Here is an 18,103-nt window from a genome sequence, read left to right on the forward strand (position 1 = left end):
GGCGATTTCAGATTTTTCGCTCGGGAGCGGGCTAAACTTCGATAAACTTCGTTATAAAAGATTCGATGGTTGAGTGCAGGAGTGACAACATTGAAGATTTGGAATAAGGCGATCGCTTGGAGAGCGAGCAAACCGACTCTGGAACTCAGCAATGACATCCCCGAAGCGTTGAGAGATGTCCCCCCCGCTAAGCCGCGCAATTGGGTACGTCCGGCGTTGTATTTAACCGGAGGGCTGGGACTCGGCGCGATCGCGATCCTCAGTAGCGTTTTGATTATCTCCCAAATCTCCCAAAAAACTGTTACCTCCACCACACCGAATGCTAATTCTAACCCCGATGGGACGAGTTCCGTTCCCGGAGAGGGTGCTTCTCCCGTCGTCAGTCCCTCTGCTCCGGTTGAAAATGTCCTCGGACATTTACCTTATAAAGAAGCATCCCCAGCCGAGTTAGAAGCGATCGCTGCCGATGGTAGAATGCGCTTGCACAAAACTGCCGCTAAAAAGTACCGAGAAATGGCTGCCGCCGCCCGCGCCAGTGGCGTGATTCTCGCTCCTATCTCTGCCTTTCGTACCGTCGAAGAGCAAAATCGTTTATTCTTTGAGGTTAAGGCGCAGCGCAATCAAGTTGCTAGTACGCGCGCCGCCGTCAGCGCGCCACCGGGATACAGCGAACATCATACTGGATACGCGATCGATATCGGCGATGGCAACGCTCCTTCTGCTAACCTACAAATCGCTTTTGAAAAAACGGCTGCTTTTAAGTGGCTCGAAAAAAATGCACCGCGTTATAGTTTCGAGCTATCCTTCCCCCGTAACAATGCTCAAGGCGTGAGTTACGAACCTTGGCATTGGCGCTACGTCGGCGATATTAAAAGTTTAGAAATGTTTTACCGCGCCCATAATTTACCTAAATAGATTTTTCGGGAGCGGGGCAGGAAAGAGGGGATGAGAGAGGAAAAATTATTCCCTATTCATTATTCACTATTTACTAAAATGACTGAATACATTGATAGTCGAGCATGGTGGGTCGAGCGGTGGTTAGAATTGCTTGACTCCTATCGCTTTCGCAAGCGTTTAGAGAGGGCGAGAAAATATGCCAGTGAAGGCAATGTTCAAAGCATCGAATTTCAAGGGGCGAAAGTTTTAGCAAAAGTTAAAGGTAGCGAACCGGAACCCTACCAAGTTTCCCTTTCTCTTGCTCCTTTTTCTGAGGAAGATTGGAACTATATCGTCGAAACGATGTCGGAAAAAGCACTATTTTCGGCTCAACTCTTAGCCGGAGAAATGCCCGACAATATCGAGCAAGTGTTTACCGCGAATGGTTTGAGTTTATTTCCCTTTACGCTCGCCGATATTCATTCGCGCTGTAGCTGTCCCGATAAAGCCAATCCTTGCAAACATATTGGTGCAGTTTATTATCAATTGGGCGATCGCTTTAGCGAAGATCCGTTTGTGCTGTTTCAGTTGCGAGGACGCACTCGCCAACAAATTCTCGATGCGTTGCGTCAGTTACGCGGTAAGGGCAATAAAACGACTAAAAAACGCGGGAATGTCGAGGGGAAAGAGACTCCCTCTCAAGCAGAGATTAAGGGAACAACTCAGAAGGGAAAGGCAAACTCTCCGAGCGCTCAAACGCCGCAAACTTTCGAGAATTTTTGGCAGTACGATGAGCCTTTAGAGTCGTCTCTCGTTGTTATTGCACCGCCAACCGAACGCAAGACAGTTCTCGATTTGTTGGGTAGCATTCCCCTGGCTTCTGAGGACGCGATCGCGGTGCGCCAATATCTCCAACAAGCTTACCAAACCGCGAGCCAAGAAGCGATTAAAACTGCGCTGAATAATTGATAATTGATAATGGACAATGGACAACATTGAGAGCGAGTCTTTAACGATCGCGCTTTAAAGACTCACGAATGAGTTCCATATTCTTTTCAATTAACTGCCGTTGTTCCGGCCAAAAAAAGGGAGGCAGTTCGTCTAAAGGGAACCAGTGTAATTGATAATCGATCGTTGTGTCGGTCGGTTTTCCCTCGATTTGGGCGGTGCGATAAAGGAAGTAATGAATAATTTTCCAAGAACGCTTGCGAAAATCAAGCCGTTCTAAAATGCCGAGTTCTGCCAGTAGCGTTAAATCCGTCAATCCCGCTTCTTCTGCTATTTCCCGCCGTGCCGCCTCTTCAATCGTTTCGCCCGCTTCTAAACGCCCTTTCGGGAGAACGTAGGCAGCGTTTTTCACTTTACTAGCTTCCCGCACAGCAGCAATGTAAATCGTGCCGCTGTCCTCGCGTGCGATAATTCCTCCTGCGGAAATGCTCTCGCGAACGCCTAACGGACGCTGATACCAACTGTCATCTATCTGGATCCGATCGCGCTTCATATTTTTATAATTGACCTCGAGCGAAGTTTTATTGTAACTATGAGTTCTCCAGATTGTATCTTATACGCTCAGCACGGTTGGGCGGATACAGGAAGCGCGATCGCCTCCCTAGCCCAAAGCGTTGCCCCTCCCAATAGTAAAATTATCGTCCCGGATTTAGGTTGGTTCAATACTTGGTTGAGAATTGAACCGCTGATTCAGCGCGTCGAAGCGATCGCCGATCGCAATATGAAACGCTATCCCGATACGCCCGTCCGTATTATCGGTCATTCGATGGGCGGTTTGATTTGGTTGGAAGTGCTACACCGACACCCCGAATGGCGATCGCGCGTTGAATCGTTAATTCTCATCGCCTCGCCGGTGGGCGGTGCGGATTTGGCGCGCGCCTTCGATCCCTTAAATTGGGGCTTAGGAATCGCGCGAGACTTAGGGATAAACCGCCGCGAGATCGCGCAAACCATTGCCGCTGAAATTCCCACCCTGATTATCGCCGGTGACATCGACAACGGTAGCGACGGGACGATTACGGTTGGTAGTACGCGCTTTTACGGGGCGCACTTCGTCTGCATCCACGGACTGCATCACGATCGCCTCAAGAAAGCACCGCGCTTGATTCCCGCTATCCGCCACTTCTGGAAAAATCCTCACTTTCCTTCCCCCTCCCCAACTTGCTTTAGCAATCACCTCATCCAGCGGTTGCAAGCGGTTCCGGGGATGACGGACGCGCACTTACGAGATTTTCGAGCCAATCGGGTTCACTATACCTTCCCCGATGGCACGACTTTGCATCGCTGGCGACATCCCATCGGCACCGAACATATTTTCGTTGCCAATCGTCACGGAGACTGCCTTTGGGGAGGATTTGTCGGTTGGTTCCATCACCAGGAATTGGACGACGCGATCGCGGAACTTCAACAGGAATTCGCGCGATCGGCTTAACGAACTGCTCGAGTCTTAATTGCTTAATTGACGAAGGCAAGCAGCAGCGATAGTTAAAATTAGATGGGTAGGGGCGAATGGCATTCGCCCGCGCGGTGTACCTTACGCCAACGAAAAATGCTATATCTAAGGAACAGAGCGAGCTAGTTGTAGATATTCCCAAATATATTCCCCATAGTATTTCCCCTCTTCGTCTTTATGTCCTTGCTTAAAGCCGCGAGAAAAGTCCACCGATCCGCGATTGTAAGCGATCGCAACATAGACTTGTTCCTCTTCAGTTAAAGCTTTTTTCTCCGTTTTATAAGCTCGTTTCAAAGCGTCTTTGAGTTCGGGGATAACCTTTTTTAAGCATTCATCGAAGCTGTGCCATTTCTTCTGTAAAAAGTAATCCGGGTCGTCTTTAAAAAATTGCAAATCTAACTGAAAAATTCCGAACCCCCGACAGAACTTATTCGAGTCGGCATCGGCTCGATCTTTATAAATTTTGATATGCGCGCCAACAGCGATTAAAGCTTCGCGAGCAATGTCAAACATTTCTTTACCTCCCGTCACTGCGAGTAAATCGTCTTTATTCGTTGGGAATGCAGAACGATTGGGAGCATCGAAGGTATCGCCGACGCAGACTTTTAAGACTTCAGAAAGCGGTAAGGTTGGGTAGAGTTTTCCCCAAATATAGTAAGTTTCTTGGACGGCGATCGCGGTCAGCAAATCCAGGGTAAAGGGCGTTCCCGCGATCGCGCTTTCAATCTTGCCTCTAAACTGTTCCTTAAACCAACCAATGGCTTGTACGAGTTTTGGGGCGGGTTCTAAAAAGTTTTTCGCGACAAAGCCTTCGATAACCTCTCCACCGTGACGGATTGAAATTTTCCACCAATCCTCATCGGGCGTAACGTCAATTTTGGCAACAACATCCCCAAGCGCGATCGCCGCAATCCGATTATCATCCTTAACAAGAGGAGCAGAACGCACGTTCAATCCTTCGGTTTTAACTACATACAAATCTGTCAACATAATTCGTAATTCGTAATTCGTAGTTCGTAATGATTACTCCACGACGGTCGTTGGGGACTTGAATCTTTTGTCGTAAATCGTCATAGTTTGCAATTTTTAAGATTCAAGTCCGAGAAGCAGCACGAGACGGATGGAATGGGGGAATTGTTCTTGCCCTGCGAGTCGGACAGAAGCAATTGGTGTCTACTCTCCTGCTAAACTGAGGGCGATCGGGCGCTAAGGTGGAAAGAGATTAATAGATGTAGCGTTTATTGCCTAAGAATCCTATGCTCGCGAATCCTTCAAAACCCTCCAGCATCGATGCTGCGGATTATTCCCAGATCCGAGCGTTGCCGCAAATTTGGCAAATTGCCAGCCAAACGTTTGGCTCGATAACCGCCCTCCACGACCCCCACAGCAAGCCTGAGGTTAGAATTTCCTACAAGCAACTCTATCATCAGATTCAGCAGTTTGCTTCGGGTTTGCAGTTGTTGGGAATGAGAGAAAACGATAAAGTCGCTCTTTTTGCCGATAACAGTCCCCGTTGGTTAATTGCCGACCAAGGAATTATGACAGCGGGCGGAGTGAATGTCGTGCGTTCTTCTGCGGCAGATCGCTATGAGTTACTCTACATCTTCAGCGATAGCGACAGTACGGGGTTGGTAGTAGAAAACCTCAAAACCCTCGATAAACTCCGTCCCGAACTCGACGAACTCCCGATTCGCTGGGTTGTTTTACTCTCCGACGAACCCCTGAAGTCCGAGTATCCCTGGCCGGTTCTCAATTTCGAGCAACTGATGGTGCGGGGAGAGGCAAGCACCTTGCAACTGCCAAAGCAACGAGAAGACACGCTAGCGACCTTACTTTACACTTCCGGGACGACGGGAAAACCCAAAGGCGTAATGCTGACGCACGGGAATATTTTACATCAAGTCAAAACGGCGGCAACCGTAATTCAACCGCAAGCGGGCGATCGCGTCCTCAGCATTCTTCCCAGTTGGCACGCTTACGAACGCACGGTGGAATACTACATTCTTTCTCGCGGCTGCACGCAAATTTATACTAATATTCGTTACTTCAAACAAGATTTAAAAACCTTTAAACCCAATCTCATGGTTGGCGTTCCTCGCTTGTGGGAATCTGTTTACGAAGGCGTTCAAAAACAGTTTCGCGAACAACCTGCTAATAAACAGCGCTTAGTGAATTTTTTCCTCAGCGTTTCCGAGGGCTACGTTACGGCAAAACGCCTTGCTGAAGGGCTGAGTTTGGAGAATCTTCATCCCTCTTCGACAGAACGCTTGCTCGCGCGCCTGAAAGCATTTCTATTCGCACCTCTCCACGCGCTGGGCGAAAAACTCGTTTACAACAAAGTCCGAGAAGCAACGGGCGGACAACTCAATTACGTCATTAGCGGCGGTGGTTCCCTCGCCAAACACCTCGATACGTTCTACGAGATTATTGGGGTAACGATTTTGGTGGGCTACGGGCTGACGGAAACTGCGCCGATTACGAACGTGCGCCGTCCTTCGCATAATTTGCGCGGTTCCTCGGGGCCGCCGATGCCCTATACTGAGGTTCGCATTATCGATCCCCTCACCCGGCAAACGCTGCCGCCAGAACAAACCGGGTTGGTGCTGTTGCGCGGGCCGCAGGTAATGCAAGGGTACTATAAGCAGCCGGAAGCAACGGCTAAAGCGATCGATCCGGAAGGATGGTTCGATAGCGGCGATTTGGGTTGGGTAACAGCCTCGAACGATTTGGTACTGACGGGACGCGCGAAGGATACGATTGTTTTGAGCAATGGCGAAAATATCGAACCGCAACCGATTGAGGATGCTTGCGTTCGCAGCCCCTACATCGACCAAATTATGTTAACCGGACAAGACCAAAAAGCGCTGGGGGCGCTGATTGTGCCTAATCTGGAAGCGTTGGGGTTGTGGGGGGAACAACAAACGCCGCCGTTAAATATTCCGGTAGCGGGAGAAACGGCGCGAAAGGATTTAGATAGCGATCGCGTTTTGGATCTGTTTCGCCAAGAATTGAAGCGAGAGGTGCAAAATCGCCCCGGATACCGCGCCGACGATCGCATCGCAACTTTTCGCTTGCTCCTCGAGCCGTTCTCGATTGACAATGGCATGATGACGCAAACACTAAAAATTCGCCGTCCGGTTGTCAGCGAACGCTATCGCGCTATTATTGACGAGATGTTTTATAAATAGCGTCCTGCGGCAATTCCAAATTCACGCATTACAAAATTCAAAATGATGGATGAAGCTAAGTCAAGTTTGTTCTTAAAGCGTCCGGTTACGCTTAAAGTGGTCGTTACGCCCCGTTGGAAGGAGGAAGTTCAGCGCCAATTGCAAACGCAGATCAATCAAATTGACGCTCAATTGCAGCAGTTGGACGTACAGGGACAGCGCGCGATCGCGGAAATTCAAAAACAAACGGTTCCGAATGCCGCCCAGCAAATTGAAACTATTAACGGTCAAGTCAATCAGAAAAAGAGCGAAATGTTGGAGCAGAAAAATCAATTCCTCCAACAATTGCAACAAGTTCAGTTATTAGAAATGGAACAAGAAGTCGCCCAAGGACAATTAGAAAGTTATTTCAAGGTTGAGATTGGCGATAATCTTGTTGAAAAGATGACGGTTGAAGTTCTCGTTCGCGACGGAATCGTTGAAGAAGTTCGCGGCGAAATCTAAGGGAACAAGGATTAATTTATCGAGCGGGTAATTAACCCGCTTTTTTTATTATTAGAGAGTCGTTTAACGACACGAATAGCGATATTTACCACTTGGGTGGGCATTGCCGATTTTTCTAAGATTTCACCCGACTATAGCAGTTTTCACATGAATGAGGTACACCCAGCGGGCGAATACCATTCGCCCCTACGGGGCGGCGTTTAATTTCGAGGCGACCTCGAAATCCGCGCCCCTACCGATTTGATTTTTAGAACTGTACCTCACGCAAACGAAAAACGCTATATCATATCCCGAATTACGAATTACGAATTACGAATTACGAACTACGAATTACGAACTACGAATTACGAACTACGAATTAACAATCGCTTCTTTCAAACTGCAACAGAATTCCTCGATCGCTTGCAATCCTTCCTCCGGCGTTCCCGAAGCCAAGCGCTTGACAAAGGCGCTGCCCACAATTGCCGCATCCGCCCCCCAATCCTTCATTTGCCGCGCTTGTTCGGGGTCGGAAATCCCGAAGCCTACGCCAATGGGCTTATCAGTCACGGCGCGCAAATCTGTTAATAAATCTTTAACATTCGTGGCAACTTGCGATCGCATCCCGGTTACGCCCGTCACACTCACCAGATAGATAAAGCCTTGGGAGGAACGCGCGATCGCATCCAAGCGCTCTTTTGGGGTCGTCGGGGCGACCAAAAGTGTCAGATCGATCCCCACCTCAGCCGCCGGTTTCAACAAGTTTTCTGCCTCTTCTAAGGGCAAATCCGGAACCACTAAACCGCGCGCCCCAGCTTCATAAATCTGGGTTAAAAACGCTTTTGCGCCGCGATAGTGGATGGGATTGTAGTAAGTAAACAGGATAATCGGCGCAGAGATGTCGCCCGAAACTGCTTTCACTACGGCTAATACGTCCTCTAATCGCACGCCGCGCCCCAGCGCCCGCGTCGCTGCCGCTTGGATTGTCGGCCCATCGGCTAAGGGATCGGAATAAGGAACGCCAAGTTCGATAAAATCTGCCCCCGAACGGTCTAAAATTCGTAACGCTTTCTCCGTTGTTTCCAAATCCGGATCGCCCGCCGTAATGAAAGGAATTAAAGCACAACGAGATTGAGATTTTAGAGTTTGAAAGCGATCGGCAACGGCAGTCATAATCAATTCAAAATTAAAAATTAGAACTTCAAAATTATTCTTTTTCGATTTCAGCTTTTAAAGCTTCTATCTCTTCGGGGGTCATCTCATCGAGACGTTTTTGAAATGCTGCATCTTCATAATCCTTGCGCTGCTGGTGATAGGTCATTGTCTTCGTTCCCGCGCGGAACAAATAAGTCGCAACCCAGCCCAACAATCCGCCCACCAGCAGCACTTGACTCCAAATTCCGGCTTGGGTGCTATCGAGTCCGGCAGCTTTAAACACCCCATAGCCGATCGCGCCCGCTAAAAAAATCCCAATCCCAATCCCAAAAACATCGATTCGTCGCATGATTGACCTTCGAGATCTGAAAACGCACCGATCGCGGACTCGAAATCGCCCGCTTTAAAATTATGTCTGAGGCAAAGTTCGCTGCACGCCAGCCCTAATTTTTAAGGCTTAATTTTTAATTTCTAATTCGACAAGACGCTTCGGTCGGAAATTCAAGAACGGACTCAACAGGATCAGCCCCGGAAAGAAGAAGAAGACTAAGAAGTACATAAAACCGCGCTCTAAGGAGCTTGCCACATACCAACGCTCTTTGAGATAAAAATAGAGCAATCCCGGTGCAACTAAGAGGTACAAGCCGCCCAAGGCGAGATAGACCGAGAGAATCAGGAGAAGGTTTGTATCCAGATTGGCAATGAGGCTATTCATAACTTAAAGTTCTTCTAGGTCAGCGTAGGATAGCTTGAAAGGCTACAAGCCTAGGCTATCATACCAAAATTCAGCCTTTAGATCGCCCCCAAACCGGATTGGGTGTAAAATTGCGGTGACAGCGAAACAGCTTAGGTGCGATCTAGATCGGCTTTAAGGGAGATCTAGATATTAATATGGCGCGATCGCATTCATGGGTTTGCCGGACTTAGATCGACGCAAAATCTAGAAAGGCATGGGACGATTGAAATGCTATAGTCCTAACTAGAGCCGCGAGTCGAAAATCAAGAGCTAGCAACACTTTTTATCGATCCTGACTCAGACTTCTATAGCAATGTCAAGGCAACTTCACGCTCAAAAACCCGAAAAGGCAATGAGCTTTGAGGAACTGACGCGCATTGCTTAAGGATACTCCCCCAGCACGGTGCATTCTACTAATTATCCAACCGGCTGATATTACCTTGGTCTTGTTAGTTTCTCAAAGGTTGTCTTGCAATAACATGATAATTTTAAATTTTAAATTTTAAATTTTTAAAGCTTTTCTCCTCTCAAACGACACTCGAAAAATACCCCCAGCATAGCGTTGGGGGTTTTTCTTGTTTGACTTTTGAGGCAGAGTTATAATTTTTAGGGGAACGCCCGTGTTATCGCTACTCCACGGAAACAGCATCGACTTCAACGGTTTTTGCGGGTTGTCCGTCGGGAGTTGTCGTGGTTGCCAAATCGCCTTTACGACGCTTAGCAAAATCGAGAACCATTTGCGAGACTTCAGCCAGAAACAGCCCTAAGATGGCAACATCGTCGAGTTGACCGAGAATGGGGATAAACTCGTTGGCAAGATTGAACGGGCTGATTAAATAGGCGATCGTTCCCAGAATGATAACCCAACGATATTTAGGGTTGCGGAGCGTGTTGCGATACCACTCGTACAGCGATTTGACGGAAATATTGTTCATTGTGTTTAAATGTTTTGGATTTGTCCCTCTGACTTGATTTTATTTTCACAACATCGCGGGGGTTGTGCGAGTGGGGATAACCGTTCTAAAAGATGGGGGAGTACGGTAAGAGTGGGAAGTAGGCTTGAACTCATCGCGAGGTCGCTTACAAACCCAACACCGCGATCGCGCGATCCAACATTTCCACGGCGCGGGCGGGTTGTTTGCCTTTAACAAAATCGTCGGCGATACGGGTTAAAGCTAGGGCTTGACTCTCCCGATTGCTCATGGTTTGTACGATCGCTAGGGCGCGCTCGAGGTTGCCTGCGGTAGCGACAACACTGGCGATCGCTTGTAGCGCTAGGTTTTTTTCATCTTCGTTGGTAATGGAACCCGTGACATCCAAAGCGCGATCGATTTCTCCGGTTTCAAGGAGAATAAAGACGATTCGCTGCATGACTAATCCACTTTCAGGACGATTGAGAAAGGGACGAATGACTTCTAAAGCGCGATCGATTTTCTTGGATTCTGCTAAATTGACGGCGATCGCTTGAAACGCGCCTACTTTCCACTCCTCATCCGGAATCGTGCGAGCAATCTCCAAGGCGCGATCGATTTTTTCGGAGTCGGCTAAAGCAATAACAATGCCTTGTAATCCGATGGATTTTAACTCTTCATCGGTAAAAGAGCGGTTAAGCTCCAAAGCGCGATCGATCTCTCCGGCTTGTGCTAAGGAAAAGGAAATGTTACTCAGTAATCGTTCTCGGTTATCATTATCGGGAACCAAACGCGCCAGGTTTAAGGCGCGATCGAAGTTTCCCCTTTCGGCTAAAGCGATCGCCAGCAAATTCAGGGTATCAACTTTCTGGAATTCATCGGGAATGGTACGAGCGATATCTAAAGCGCGATCGATTTCTCCGGCTTCAGCTAAGTTGCTGGTAATTCCAGATAAAGCTTGACTTTTGAATAGCTTGTTGGGAATGGAGCGAGCGATGTCTAAAGCGCGATCGACTTCGCCACTTCGAGCTAAGGTTATCGCAATTAATTGCAAGCTCAAATTTTTAAATTCTTCGTTAGGAATGGTGCGAGCAATAGCTAAGGCTTGTTCGATCTTTTCTTCTCCTACTAATAAGGAAGTAATTTGATATAAGGACTCGGCTTGCCGATCGCGATTGGCAATGTTGCGAGCAAGGTTTAAGGCGCGATCGATTTCTCCGCTATCGGCTAAAGCTGTTGCAATCCTAGCGATCGCTCCATCTCGAAACGTTTCATCGTTAATCTCTCCAGCTAAAGCCAGGGCGCGATCGACTTCGCCCCGATTGGCTGAAACCGTAGCTAGATGTTGTAGTGCCAATGCTTTGGCTTCCTCATTGGCAATCCCTCGCGAGATGTCTAAAGCTTGTTCTAATTCTTCCTCTCGAGACCACAAGACGATGATATTGAGCAATGTATAGACTTTTGCATCTTCTATAGGAATGGTACGAGCGACGTTTAAGGCTGGCTCGATTTCTCGCTTGGTCGCTAAAATCAGTGCAATTTCACTGAGGATGGTGGTTTGCTCGCGATCTCCGGTAATTGCTCGAGCGATTTGTAGGGCGCGATCGCTCTGTCCGACTCTGGTTAAGGTTGCCGCGATCGCTTGGATAACATGAAAATTGGGGGCGTTTTCTGATGCAGAAAGGGGCGATGTTTCGCCTTGCGCGAGGAGAGACGTTGGCGCAAGCACTGAATTCGAGTTAGAGGAAGTCGAGACTGCCCGAGTTGCGACGGCAGACGCACAAAGATTGAGGACTGCGAGCAAAATTGCGATCGCGGATTGAGGTTTCATGTTGATTGGGGGAGCATTCGAGAGTTAAAAAGGGTAGATCGGCGATAGGTTCCCCGTCCCCATTATGCTGTCATCAGCAATGGAAACGCGATTCGTTTCGCTTAATCCCAGGATTGCCTAACTTATAGCTTCGTAGAGCTTCGTTACTAAACGTGCAACATCTATGCACGAATTAAATTTTCTGTCAACCCTTATAAGCAAACTGAGGGGGAAAACCGAGCCGATCGACGATCTTTGTAAAATTTTCGACAAGATCGCCGAAAAGTGCGGTAATTTGTAAAGCAATTCGAGGTCAATGTTTTTCCGACCGAGGAGCAGTTCTTGAAGGGAAAGGGTCTGAGGCTATGGCGTTAATTGTCCAAAAATACGGCGGTACGTCCGTGGGATCGGTCGAGCGCATTCAATCCGTCGCTCGCCGCGTTTGTCAAACCGTAGCATCAGGCAACCATGTTGTTGTTGTCGTCTCGGCAATGGGGAAAACCACCGATGGGTTAGTGGGCTTGGCGCGAGAAATTTCGAGCAATCCCAGTCGGCGCGAAATGGATATGCTGCTTTCGACGGGAGAACAAGTGTCGATCGCGCTGTTGAGTATGGCACTCCAAGAACTCGGTCAGTCCGCCATTTCCTTAACCGGCGCGCAAGTGGGCATTGTCACCGAAAGCGAACACAGTCGCGCTCGCATCCTAGAAATTCGCACCGAGCGCCTCGAACGCCATCTCAATGAAGGTACTGTCGTTGTCGTTGCGGGTTTCCAAGGGATTAGCAGCGGCGAAGAGTTAGAATTCACCACCCTCGGACGCGGCGGTTCCGATACGTCCGCCGTAGCCCTAGCAGCCGCTTTGGGCGCGAGTCAGTGCGAAATTTATACCGACGTTCCCGGCATTCTGACCACCGATCCCCGCCTCGTCCCGCAAGCGCAGTTAATGGACGAAATTACCTGCGATGAGATGTTGGAGTTGGCGAGTTTGGGCGCAAAAGTCTTGCACCCGAGAGCGGTAGAAATCGCGCGGAACTATGGCGTGCCGTTGGTGGTGCGTTCGAGTTGGACGGACGAACCGGGAACGCGGGTGATATCAGAAGTTTCGCCGACGCGATCGCTCCACAACCTCGAGATTACCAAAGCCGTAGACGCGATCGAATTCGATACCGATCAAGCGAAAGTCGCGCTCCTGCGGGTTCCCGATCGCCCGGGGATTGCCGCGCGCCTGTTTGGCGAAATCGCGCGGCGCAACGTCGATGTTGACTTAATTATTCAATCTATCCACGATGGCAACCTCAACGATATTGCTTTCACCGTGGTAAGCGGTATGCTGCCGAAAGCCGAAGCAGTTGCAGAAGCGATCGCGCCCGTACTGCGAAGTTCGCCCCAACAAACCCAAGAAGCTGAAGTTACCGTCGATCGCCGCACCGCCAAAATCTCGATCGCCGGGGCGGGAATCGTCGGCCGTCCGGGGATTGCCGCGCAAATGTTCGCCGCCCTTTTCGATGCGGGCGTGAATATCGAGATGATCTCCACCTCCGAAGTTAAGGTGAGTTGCGTTATCGATCGCGAAGACTGCGATCGCGCCATTTCTGCCCTCTGCCTCGCTTTCGACTTGCACTGTTCCCCCGTGCATATGCCCAATACCGCTTCCGTTCCTCCCAACACTAACGCACCCCTCGTGCGCGGTGTTGCCCTCGATCTCAATCAAGCGCGCCTCGCCTTGCGCCGCATTCCTGACGTTCCTGGAATGGCTGCTAAAATCTTTGGGGTTCTCGCCCAAAAAAATATCAGCGTCGATATGATTATTCAATCCCAACGCTGCCGAATCATTGACGACACCCCCACCCGCGATCTCGCCTGCACTGTCGCCCGCGCCGACGCAGAAACCGCCTGCAACGCCCTGCGAGACTTAGCCGAACTCTGGGATTGGGGAGAAGTCGTCGTCGATCCTCATGTTGCTAAAGTAAGCATCGTCGGTGCGGGAATGGTAGGACATCCCGGTGTTGCCGCTCGGATGTTTGAAGCCCTCGCGCAGCAAGGGATCAACCTTCAGATGATTGCCACCTCCGAGATTAAAGTCAGTTGCGTTGTTGCTGAGGAAGAAGGCGTAAAAGCCTTACAAGTGATTCACCAAGCGTTTAATCTGGCGGGTAAAGAAACGGTGGAAGTTCCGGTGTAGTTCGTAGTTCGTAATTCGTAATTCGTAATTCGTAGTTCGTAATTCGTAATTCGTAATTCGTAATTCGTAATTCGTGATTCGTGATTCGTAATTCGTAATTCGTAATTCGTAATTCGTAATTCGTAATTCGTGATTCGTAGTTCGTAATTCGTAATTCGTAATTCGTGATTCGTAATTCACAATTCATCACTCATAATTCCCAATTCCCTCATTCATCACTCATAATTCATAATTCATCATTCCCAATTCCCCATTCATAACTCAGAATTCATAACTCAGAATTCAAAGATAACAATGGGGGCAAGAAACTCTTTCTCGATATTGCGGTGAGGCTTTATCTTCTGCTGAAATCGGATGTCCGCAAGCGCGGCAAGAATCGTAACTTCCCGGCGCTAAGCCTTGCTTGACGGCGACGCGATCGTCGAAGACAAAACATTCGCCCTGCCACAAACTTTCGGATTCGGGAATTTCTTCTAAATATTTCAGAATGCCGCCTTTGAGGTGATAGACTTCCTCGAATCCTTGATGGAGTAAGTAGGCGGTTGCTTTTTCGCAGCGAATGCCGCCGGTACAAAACATGGCAACTTTTTTATGTCGATCGCGATCGAGATGCTGCTGCGCGTAGTCGGGAAACTGGCGAAACGAGTCGATATGCGGGTTCTGGGCATTCTCAAAAGTACCGATCGCGACTTCATATTCGTTGCGCGTATCCACCACCACCACATCGGGATCGGCAAGTAAGGCGTTCCACTCTTGGGGAGTCACGTAAGTTCCCACGCGATCGCTCGGATCCGCCTCCATTACCCCCAAGGTCACGATTTCTCGCTTTAAACGCACTTTCAGCCGCGCAAAGGGCAATGCTTTCGCGATCGACGCTTTATGCTCTAAATCCGCCAAACGCGCGTCAGAACGCAAAAACGCCAGCACCGCATCGACGGACTCCCGACTCCCTGCGATCGTGCCGTTAATTCCTTCCGCTGCTAGCAGGATCGTTCCTTTAATCCCCTGTTGCTGGCAATAGGAGAGCAAAATCGGCTGTTTTTCAGCAAAATCGTCGAGCCGAACGAACTTATAAAAGGTTGCCACCGCGATCGCCATACCTCGAATTCCCCTCCCCGCAACGTTTCAAAAGATATTCAAAAATTTTTTGCTTAACCCCTGTACAAGAGCAGCATATGCTGTATAATAGCAAAGGCGAGTCCAAAACAGAGTTCTTCAGGAACGATGTTGTAACGCTCGGGGGTATAGCTCAGTTGGTAGCAGCGCCTGCTTTGCAAGCAGGAAGTCAGGAGTTCGAGTCTCCTTACCTCCATCCTAAACCGAAACGATAGAAGGCTCAGACGCTTTCAAATTCATTCGTAATTAATACCCTCTGAGCAAATTCAGGGACTTGGAATACTATGCTACGCATTTGTTTGTTTTCCATAACTGAAGTTAGACGTTCTCAACCCGAATGAATTAATTGTTAATTTTGTCCGTAATTAGGAATTACGAATTACGAACTATGAATTATTGAGTCATGCAATATATTTACCTCCACGGTTTCGCCTCCTCGCCCCAATCGGCTAAAGCACAATATTTGCGCGATCGCTTCGCAGAAGTCAACCTTCCCCTCCACCTCCTCGACTTCAACCAAAACGACTTCTCCCACCTCACCCTTAGCCGCCAACTCCAACAAACCGCCGCCGAATTTCCCGCCGACCCCAACTCCGTCACCCTCATCGGTTCCAGTTTTGGCGGTTTAACCGCTGCTTGGCTGGCAGAACGCTATCCCCAAATCGCGCGCATCGTTTGTCTCGCGCCTGCCTTCGGTTTCCTCTCCCACTGGCTGCCTAAACTCGGCGAAACAACCCTACACGAATGGCAAAAATCCGGCTACCTTCCCGTGTACCATTACACTGAAAAACGCAAAATCGACCTGCATTACGGCTTCATTCTCGATGCGAAAAACTACGATGAAAGCCAACTGCAACGCCCCGTACCTACACTAATTATCCACGGTGTCCGCGACGAAACGATTCCCATTCAAGCATCGCGAGACTATGCCGCCCAGCGTCCTTGGGTTGAATTGATGGAACTCGACAGCGATCATAGTTTGGGAGAAGTTTTACCGCAAATTTGGCAAGAAATCCAGCAGTTTTGCGATTGAGGAATGAGTCAGCTAAAATCTGAAGGTATTTCTTGAATTCCTTTTACGTTAAAGATGTTAGAAGAGAGATTTACTAAAGATTGGCTTGAAAGTTGAGTTGGCGATCCCACTCAGCTATTAAATCGTTAGGAATTTTCTCAAGATCGGGTGAATCTTCCAAATATAAGTCAATTCCATTGCGCAAAATCCTATTAATCTTTAATAAAGATTGTTTCTCGTTCTTAGCTTGATTTGGATTAACAAAATCGCCCATTGCTTCAGTTCCTTGCGTTAAACGACGAATAATAGTTGCGATCGCGAGTGGAGAATTATCGATCGCAATCCACGGTCGATCGAGTTCTTCAGCAACGGCAGCCGTTGTTCCGCTACCTGCAAAAGCATCTAAAACTAAATCGCCGCGATTAGAAGAAGCTAGCACAATTCGCTTTAACATTTCGGTATTTTTCTCCGTCGGATAACCCGATATTTTAATATTTTGATTGCGAGCATCTTTCACATCCAGCCAAATATCTTGAATGGCAACACCTTTACTCCGATCGAGATATACTTTTCTTCTCGGATTTCCATTTCTAGACCAAAAAATCTCTCCTCTAGCATCCATTTCTTCTAAAGTTTTCGGTGCGTATTGCCAATGCTTTCCAGGCGGTGGTAGCATCCCTCGCCAAGGTTTTCCAGTCTCGCCATTCCTGACTCCTGGTGCATGAATGGGAACTTTTTTATAGCGTCTGCCCGTTCCTTCTTCTATATACTGATATTCTTTCAGAGAAGTTTCTTCCGTCCAAGATTCAAAGGGAGAATTCCAAATGTAATTAGCAGTTTTGGAATAAAATAAAATATAGTCTGAAACATTTCCATATTGCTTGCGAGTATAATTCTTGGGATTGCACTTTTTGCGAGTAATCCAATTGCGAAAATTTCGAGAACCGAAAATTTCGTCCATGATGATTTTGACGGGAAATGCCATATTCTCATCGAGATGCACGTAAATGGAACCATCGGTTGCGAGTAATTCTCGCAATAACAATAACCGTTGACGTAAAAACTCTAAATAATCTGTACCGCAAATCAAATCAAGGTAAGCTGCATTCTGCGTTCTCGATTCAAACTTACTCCCAGTAGCATAAGGAGGATCGATATAAATTAGCCGAACATTTTCGACTAAAGCAGAGTCTTCAAAAAAAGATTTAAGCACTCTTAGGTTATCGCCATAAATGAGTCTATTTTTAATAGGTTTTTCTACAGTGACAACACGATTAAATTTTGCTGGAGTAAGCGCCAAGATTTCTCGCTCTGGAATTTTGCCTTCATACTCTAATCGGTAATTACTATAAGTTTTATTGCTACCATTCCCCTGAAATTGCGATTTAATCGGGATTCCAGTTGCCATCGAGCTTACTCCAACTTTTTAACATAGAGATAAGATGTACCCAATAATTTACTCAGTTTTTCAGAGCAATAATGGCTCAATTTTCGCTTGTACTTCTTCAAGGATCGCGTTATGAGCCTTCTCAACAAAATGAACCCTTCTTGCCTTCCAATCTAGGCATTTAATTTGGTCTGCAAGAATAACCCCCTGTGTTTTTAATCCTGGTGTTAAAGGAACTTCAAAAGGGTAGCCTTTCTGTTGAGTAGTAATGAGTACAAATAACGCTAGATAAGTCTTTTTATTGTAAGCTAAAGGAGAAATAACAAAAGCCGGTCGATGACCTCTCTGTTCGTGTCCTTTAGTCGGGTCGAAATCGAGATAGACAATATCGCCCCGGTTGGGAATATACAACTTTGCAGCCATTAACAAATTTCTTGCCCAACTGCCGTTCCATGAGCAATTTCACGATGAAGGTTATCGGGCGTTATTTGCTCGAGCAATTCCTCTAGCGAATAACGCTTTTTCTGTCGGGGTTGGACGATCAAATTGCCATCTTCAATAAGCAGAACGATCTGAGTACCTTCTGTTAAAGCAATCTCTTTGGCTAGATGTTGGGGAATGCGAACGGCAAGGCTATTCCCCCACTTAGAAATTGTGGAAATCATCGTCTTAATCTCGCTCTGGGTGTAAGATAATACGGTCTCTGTCCGCTCCAGCGATGGGTTGGATATACATAGTATCTACAGTCTAGCAGTAACTTCAATTCCTTGCCAAGCGATCGCTACAATTAAGATTTGAGCTTTGAG

18 protein-coding genes and 1 tRNA gene are annotated in these 18,103 nt (G+C 47.9%); 8 read left to right on the plus strand and 11 right to left on the minus strand.

Features of this window, described 5'->3' with window-relative positions:
- Positions 1 to 90 precede the first annotated feature (90 nt).
- On the plus strand, positions 91 to 915 hold the full coding sequence (locus H6G50_RS20045; RefSeq protein WP_242032911.1) for a M15 family metallopeptidase: 825 nt from the start codon (positions 91 to 93) through the stop codon (positions 913 to 915).
- 78 nt (positions 916 to 993) lie between these two features.
- Positions 994 to 1,845, plus strand: coding sequence for an SWIM zinc finger family protein (locus H6G50_RS20050; RefSeq protein WP_190720346.1), 852 nt, complete (start codon positions 994 to 996; stop codon positions 1,843 to 1,845).
- 40 nt (positions 1,846 to 1,885) lie between these two features.
- Here the strand turns inward: H6G50_RS20050 and H6G50_RS20055 are convergent, their stop codons facing one another.
- Entirely contained in the window at positions 1,886 to 2,377 is a 492-nt protein-coding gene (locus H6G50_RS20055; protein ID WP_190720349.1) for an NUDIX hydrolase, read from the minus strand.
- 39 nt (positions 2,378 to 2,416) lie between these two features.
- On the opposite strand from H6G50_RS20055, the gene H6G50_RS20060 reads away from it, so the two are divergent.
- Positions 2,417 to 3,316 carry an alpha/beta hydrolase gene (locus H6G50_RS20060; RefSeq protein WP_190720352.1) on the plus strand — a complete coding sequence of 300 codons (900 nt, stop codon included), beginning with the start codon at positions 2,417 to 2,419 and terminating at the stop codon, positions 3,314 to 3,316.
- A gap of 126 nt (positions 3,317 to 3,442) precedes the next feature.
- On the opposite strand, the gene H6G50_RS20065 is transcribed toward H6G50_RS20060, so the two are convergent.
- Positions 3,443 to 4,327 carry an SH3 domain-containing protein gene (locus H6G50_RS20065; protein WP_242032912.1) on the minus strand — a complete coding sequence of 295 codons (885 nt, stop codon included), beginning with the start codon at positions 4,325 to 4,327 and terminating at the stop codon, positions 3,443 to 3,445.
- Positions 4,328 to 4,593: 266 nt separating this feature from the next.
- Here H6G50_RS20065 and H6G50_RS20070 point away from each other — a divergent pair, with 266 nt between their 5' ends.
- Both H6G50_RS20070 and H6G50_RS20075 read left to right on the plus strand, forming a co-directional pair.
- On the plus strand, positions 4,594 to 6,525 hold the full coding sequence (locus tag H6G50_RS20070) for a long-chain fatty acid--CoA ligase (protein ID WP_190720355.1): 1,932 nt from the start codon (positions 4,594 to 4,596) through the stop codon (positions 6,523 to 6,525).
- Positions 6,526 to 6,570: 45 nt separating this feature from the next.
- Positions 6,571 to 7,008 (plus strand): YlqD family protein, encoded by a 438-nt coding sequence (locus tag H6G50_RS20075; RefSeq protein ID WP_190720423.1) that lies wholly within the window; start codon positions 6,571 to 6,573, stop codon positions 7,006 to 7,008.
- A 351-nt stretch (positions 7,009 to 7,359) separates the two neighbouring features.
- Here H6G50_RS20075 and trpA read toward each other — a convergent pair whose 3' ends face one another.
- The 5 genes from trpA to H6G50_RS20100 form a co-directional block, all read right to left on the minus strand.
- Positions 7,360 to 8,160: a tryptophan synthase subunit alpha gene (gene trpA / locus H6G50_RS20080; protein ID WP_190720358.1), complete on the minus strand. Its 801-nt coding sequence runs from the start codon at positions 8,158 to 8,160 to the stop codon at positions 7,360 to 7,362.
- Positions 8,161 to 8,194: 34 nt separating this feature from the next.
- Entirely contained in the window at positions 8,195 to 8,491 is a 297-nt protein-coding gene (locus H6G50_RS20085) for a DUF3007 family protein (protein WP_190720361.1), read from the minus strand.
- Between the two features lie 108 nt (positions 8,492 to 8,599).
- Complete coding sequence (gene ndhL, locus H6G50_RS20090; protein WP_190720364.1) at positions 8,600 to 8,857, minus strand: NAD(P)H-quinone oxidoreductase subunit L; 258 nt, start codon at positions 8,855 to 8,857, stop codon at positions 8,600 to 8,602.
- A 650-nt stretch (positions 8,858 to 9,507) separates the two neighbouring features.
- A complete protein-coding gene (locus tag H6G50_RS20095; RefSeq protein WP_190720366.1) occupies positions 9,508 to 9,813 on the minus strand; it encodes a DUF1232 domain-containing protein in 306 nt (101 codons plus the stop codon).
- A 145-nt stretch (positions 9,814 to 9,958) separates the two neighbouring features.
- Positions 9,959 to 11,620 (minus strand): hypothetical protein, encoded by a 1,662-nt coding sequence (locus H6G50_RS20100; RefSeq protein ID WP_190720368.1) that lies wholly within the window; start codon positions 11,618 to 11,620, stop codon positions 9,959 to 9,961.
- 344 nt (positions 11,621 to 11,964) lie between these two features.
- Between H6G50_RS20100 and H6G50_RS20105 the strand changes: the two genes are divergently transcribed.
- The gene (locus H6G50_RS20105; RefSeq protein ID WP_190720370.1) at positions 11,965 to 13,782 is read left to right on the plus strand and encodes an aspartate kinase; all 1,818 of its coding nucleotides are present in this window, start codon (positions 11,965 to 11,967) and stop codon (positions 13,780 to 13,782) included.
- A 282-nt stretch (positions 13,783 to 14,064) separates the two neighbouring features.
- Here H6G50_RS20105 and H6G50_RS20110 read toward each other — a convergent pair whose 3' ends face one another.
- Positions 14,065 to 14,880, minus strand: coding sequence for a rhodanese-related sulfurtransferase (locus H6G50_RS20110; RefSeq protein WP_190720372.1), 816 nt, complete (start codon positions 14,878 to 14,880; stop codon positions 14,065 to 14,067).
- Between the two features lie 140 nt (positions 14,881 to 15,020).
- Between H6G50_RS20110 and H6G50_RS20115 the strand changes: the two genes are divergently transcribed.
- Together H6G50_RS20115 and H6G50_RS20120 are read left to right on the plus strand one after the other, a co-directional pair.
- Positions 15,021 to 15,094 (plus strand) — tRNA-Ala (locus tag H6G50_RS20115).
- Between the two features lie 207 nt (positions 15,095 to 15,301).
- A complete protein-coding gene (locus tag H6G50_RS20120; protein WP_190720374.1) occupies positions 15,302 to 15,931 on the plus strand; it encodes a YqiA/YcfP family alpha/beta fold hydrolase in 630 nt (209 codons plus the stop codon).
- 73 nt (positions 15,932 to 16,004) lie between these two features.
- Here H6G50_RS20120 and H6G50_RS20125 read toward each other — a convergent pair whose 3' ends face one another.
- The 3 genes from H6G50_RS20125 to H6G50_RS20135 are packed head-to-tail and all read right to left on the minus strand — an operon-like array spanning position 16,005 to position 17,962.
- A complete protein-coding gene (locus H6G50_RS20125; protein WP_190720377.1) occupies positions 16,005 to 17,318 on the minus strand; it encodes a site-specific DNA-methyltransferase in 1,314 nt (437 codons plus the stop codon).
- Positions 17,319 to 17,378: 60 nt separating this feature from the next.
- Positions 17,379 to 17,720, minus strand: coding sequence for an endoribonuclease MazF (gene mazF / locus H6G50_RS20130; RefSeq protein ID WP_190720380.1), 342 nt, complete (start codon positions 17,718 to 17,720; stop codon positions 17,379 to 17,381).
- Complete coding sequence (locus H6G50_RS20135) at positions 17,720 to 17,962, minus strand: AbrB/MazE/SpoVT family DNA-binding domain-containing protein (RefSeq protein WP_190720383.1); 243 nt, start codon at positions 17,960 to 17,962, stop codon at positions 17,720 to 17,722. The genes mazF and H6G50_RS20135 overlap by 1 nt, the downstream gene beginning before the upstream one ends.
- Positions 17,963 to 18,103 lie beyond the last annotated feature (141 nt).

It is taken from the genome of Oscillatoria sp. FACHB-1406 (assembly GCF_014698145.1).
GTDB lineage: Bacteria > Cyanobacteriota > Cyanobacteriia > Cyanobacteriales > Spirulinaceae > FACHB-1406.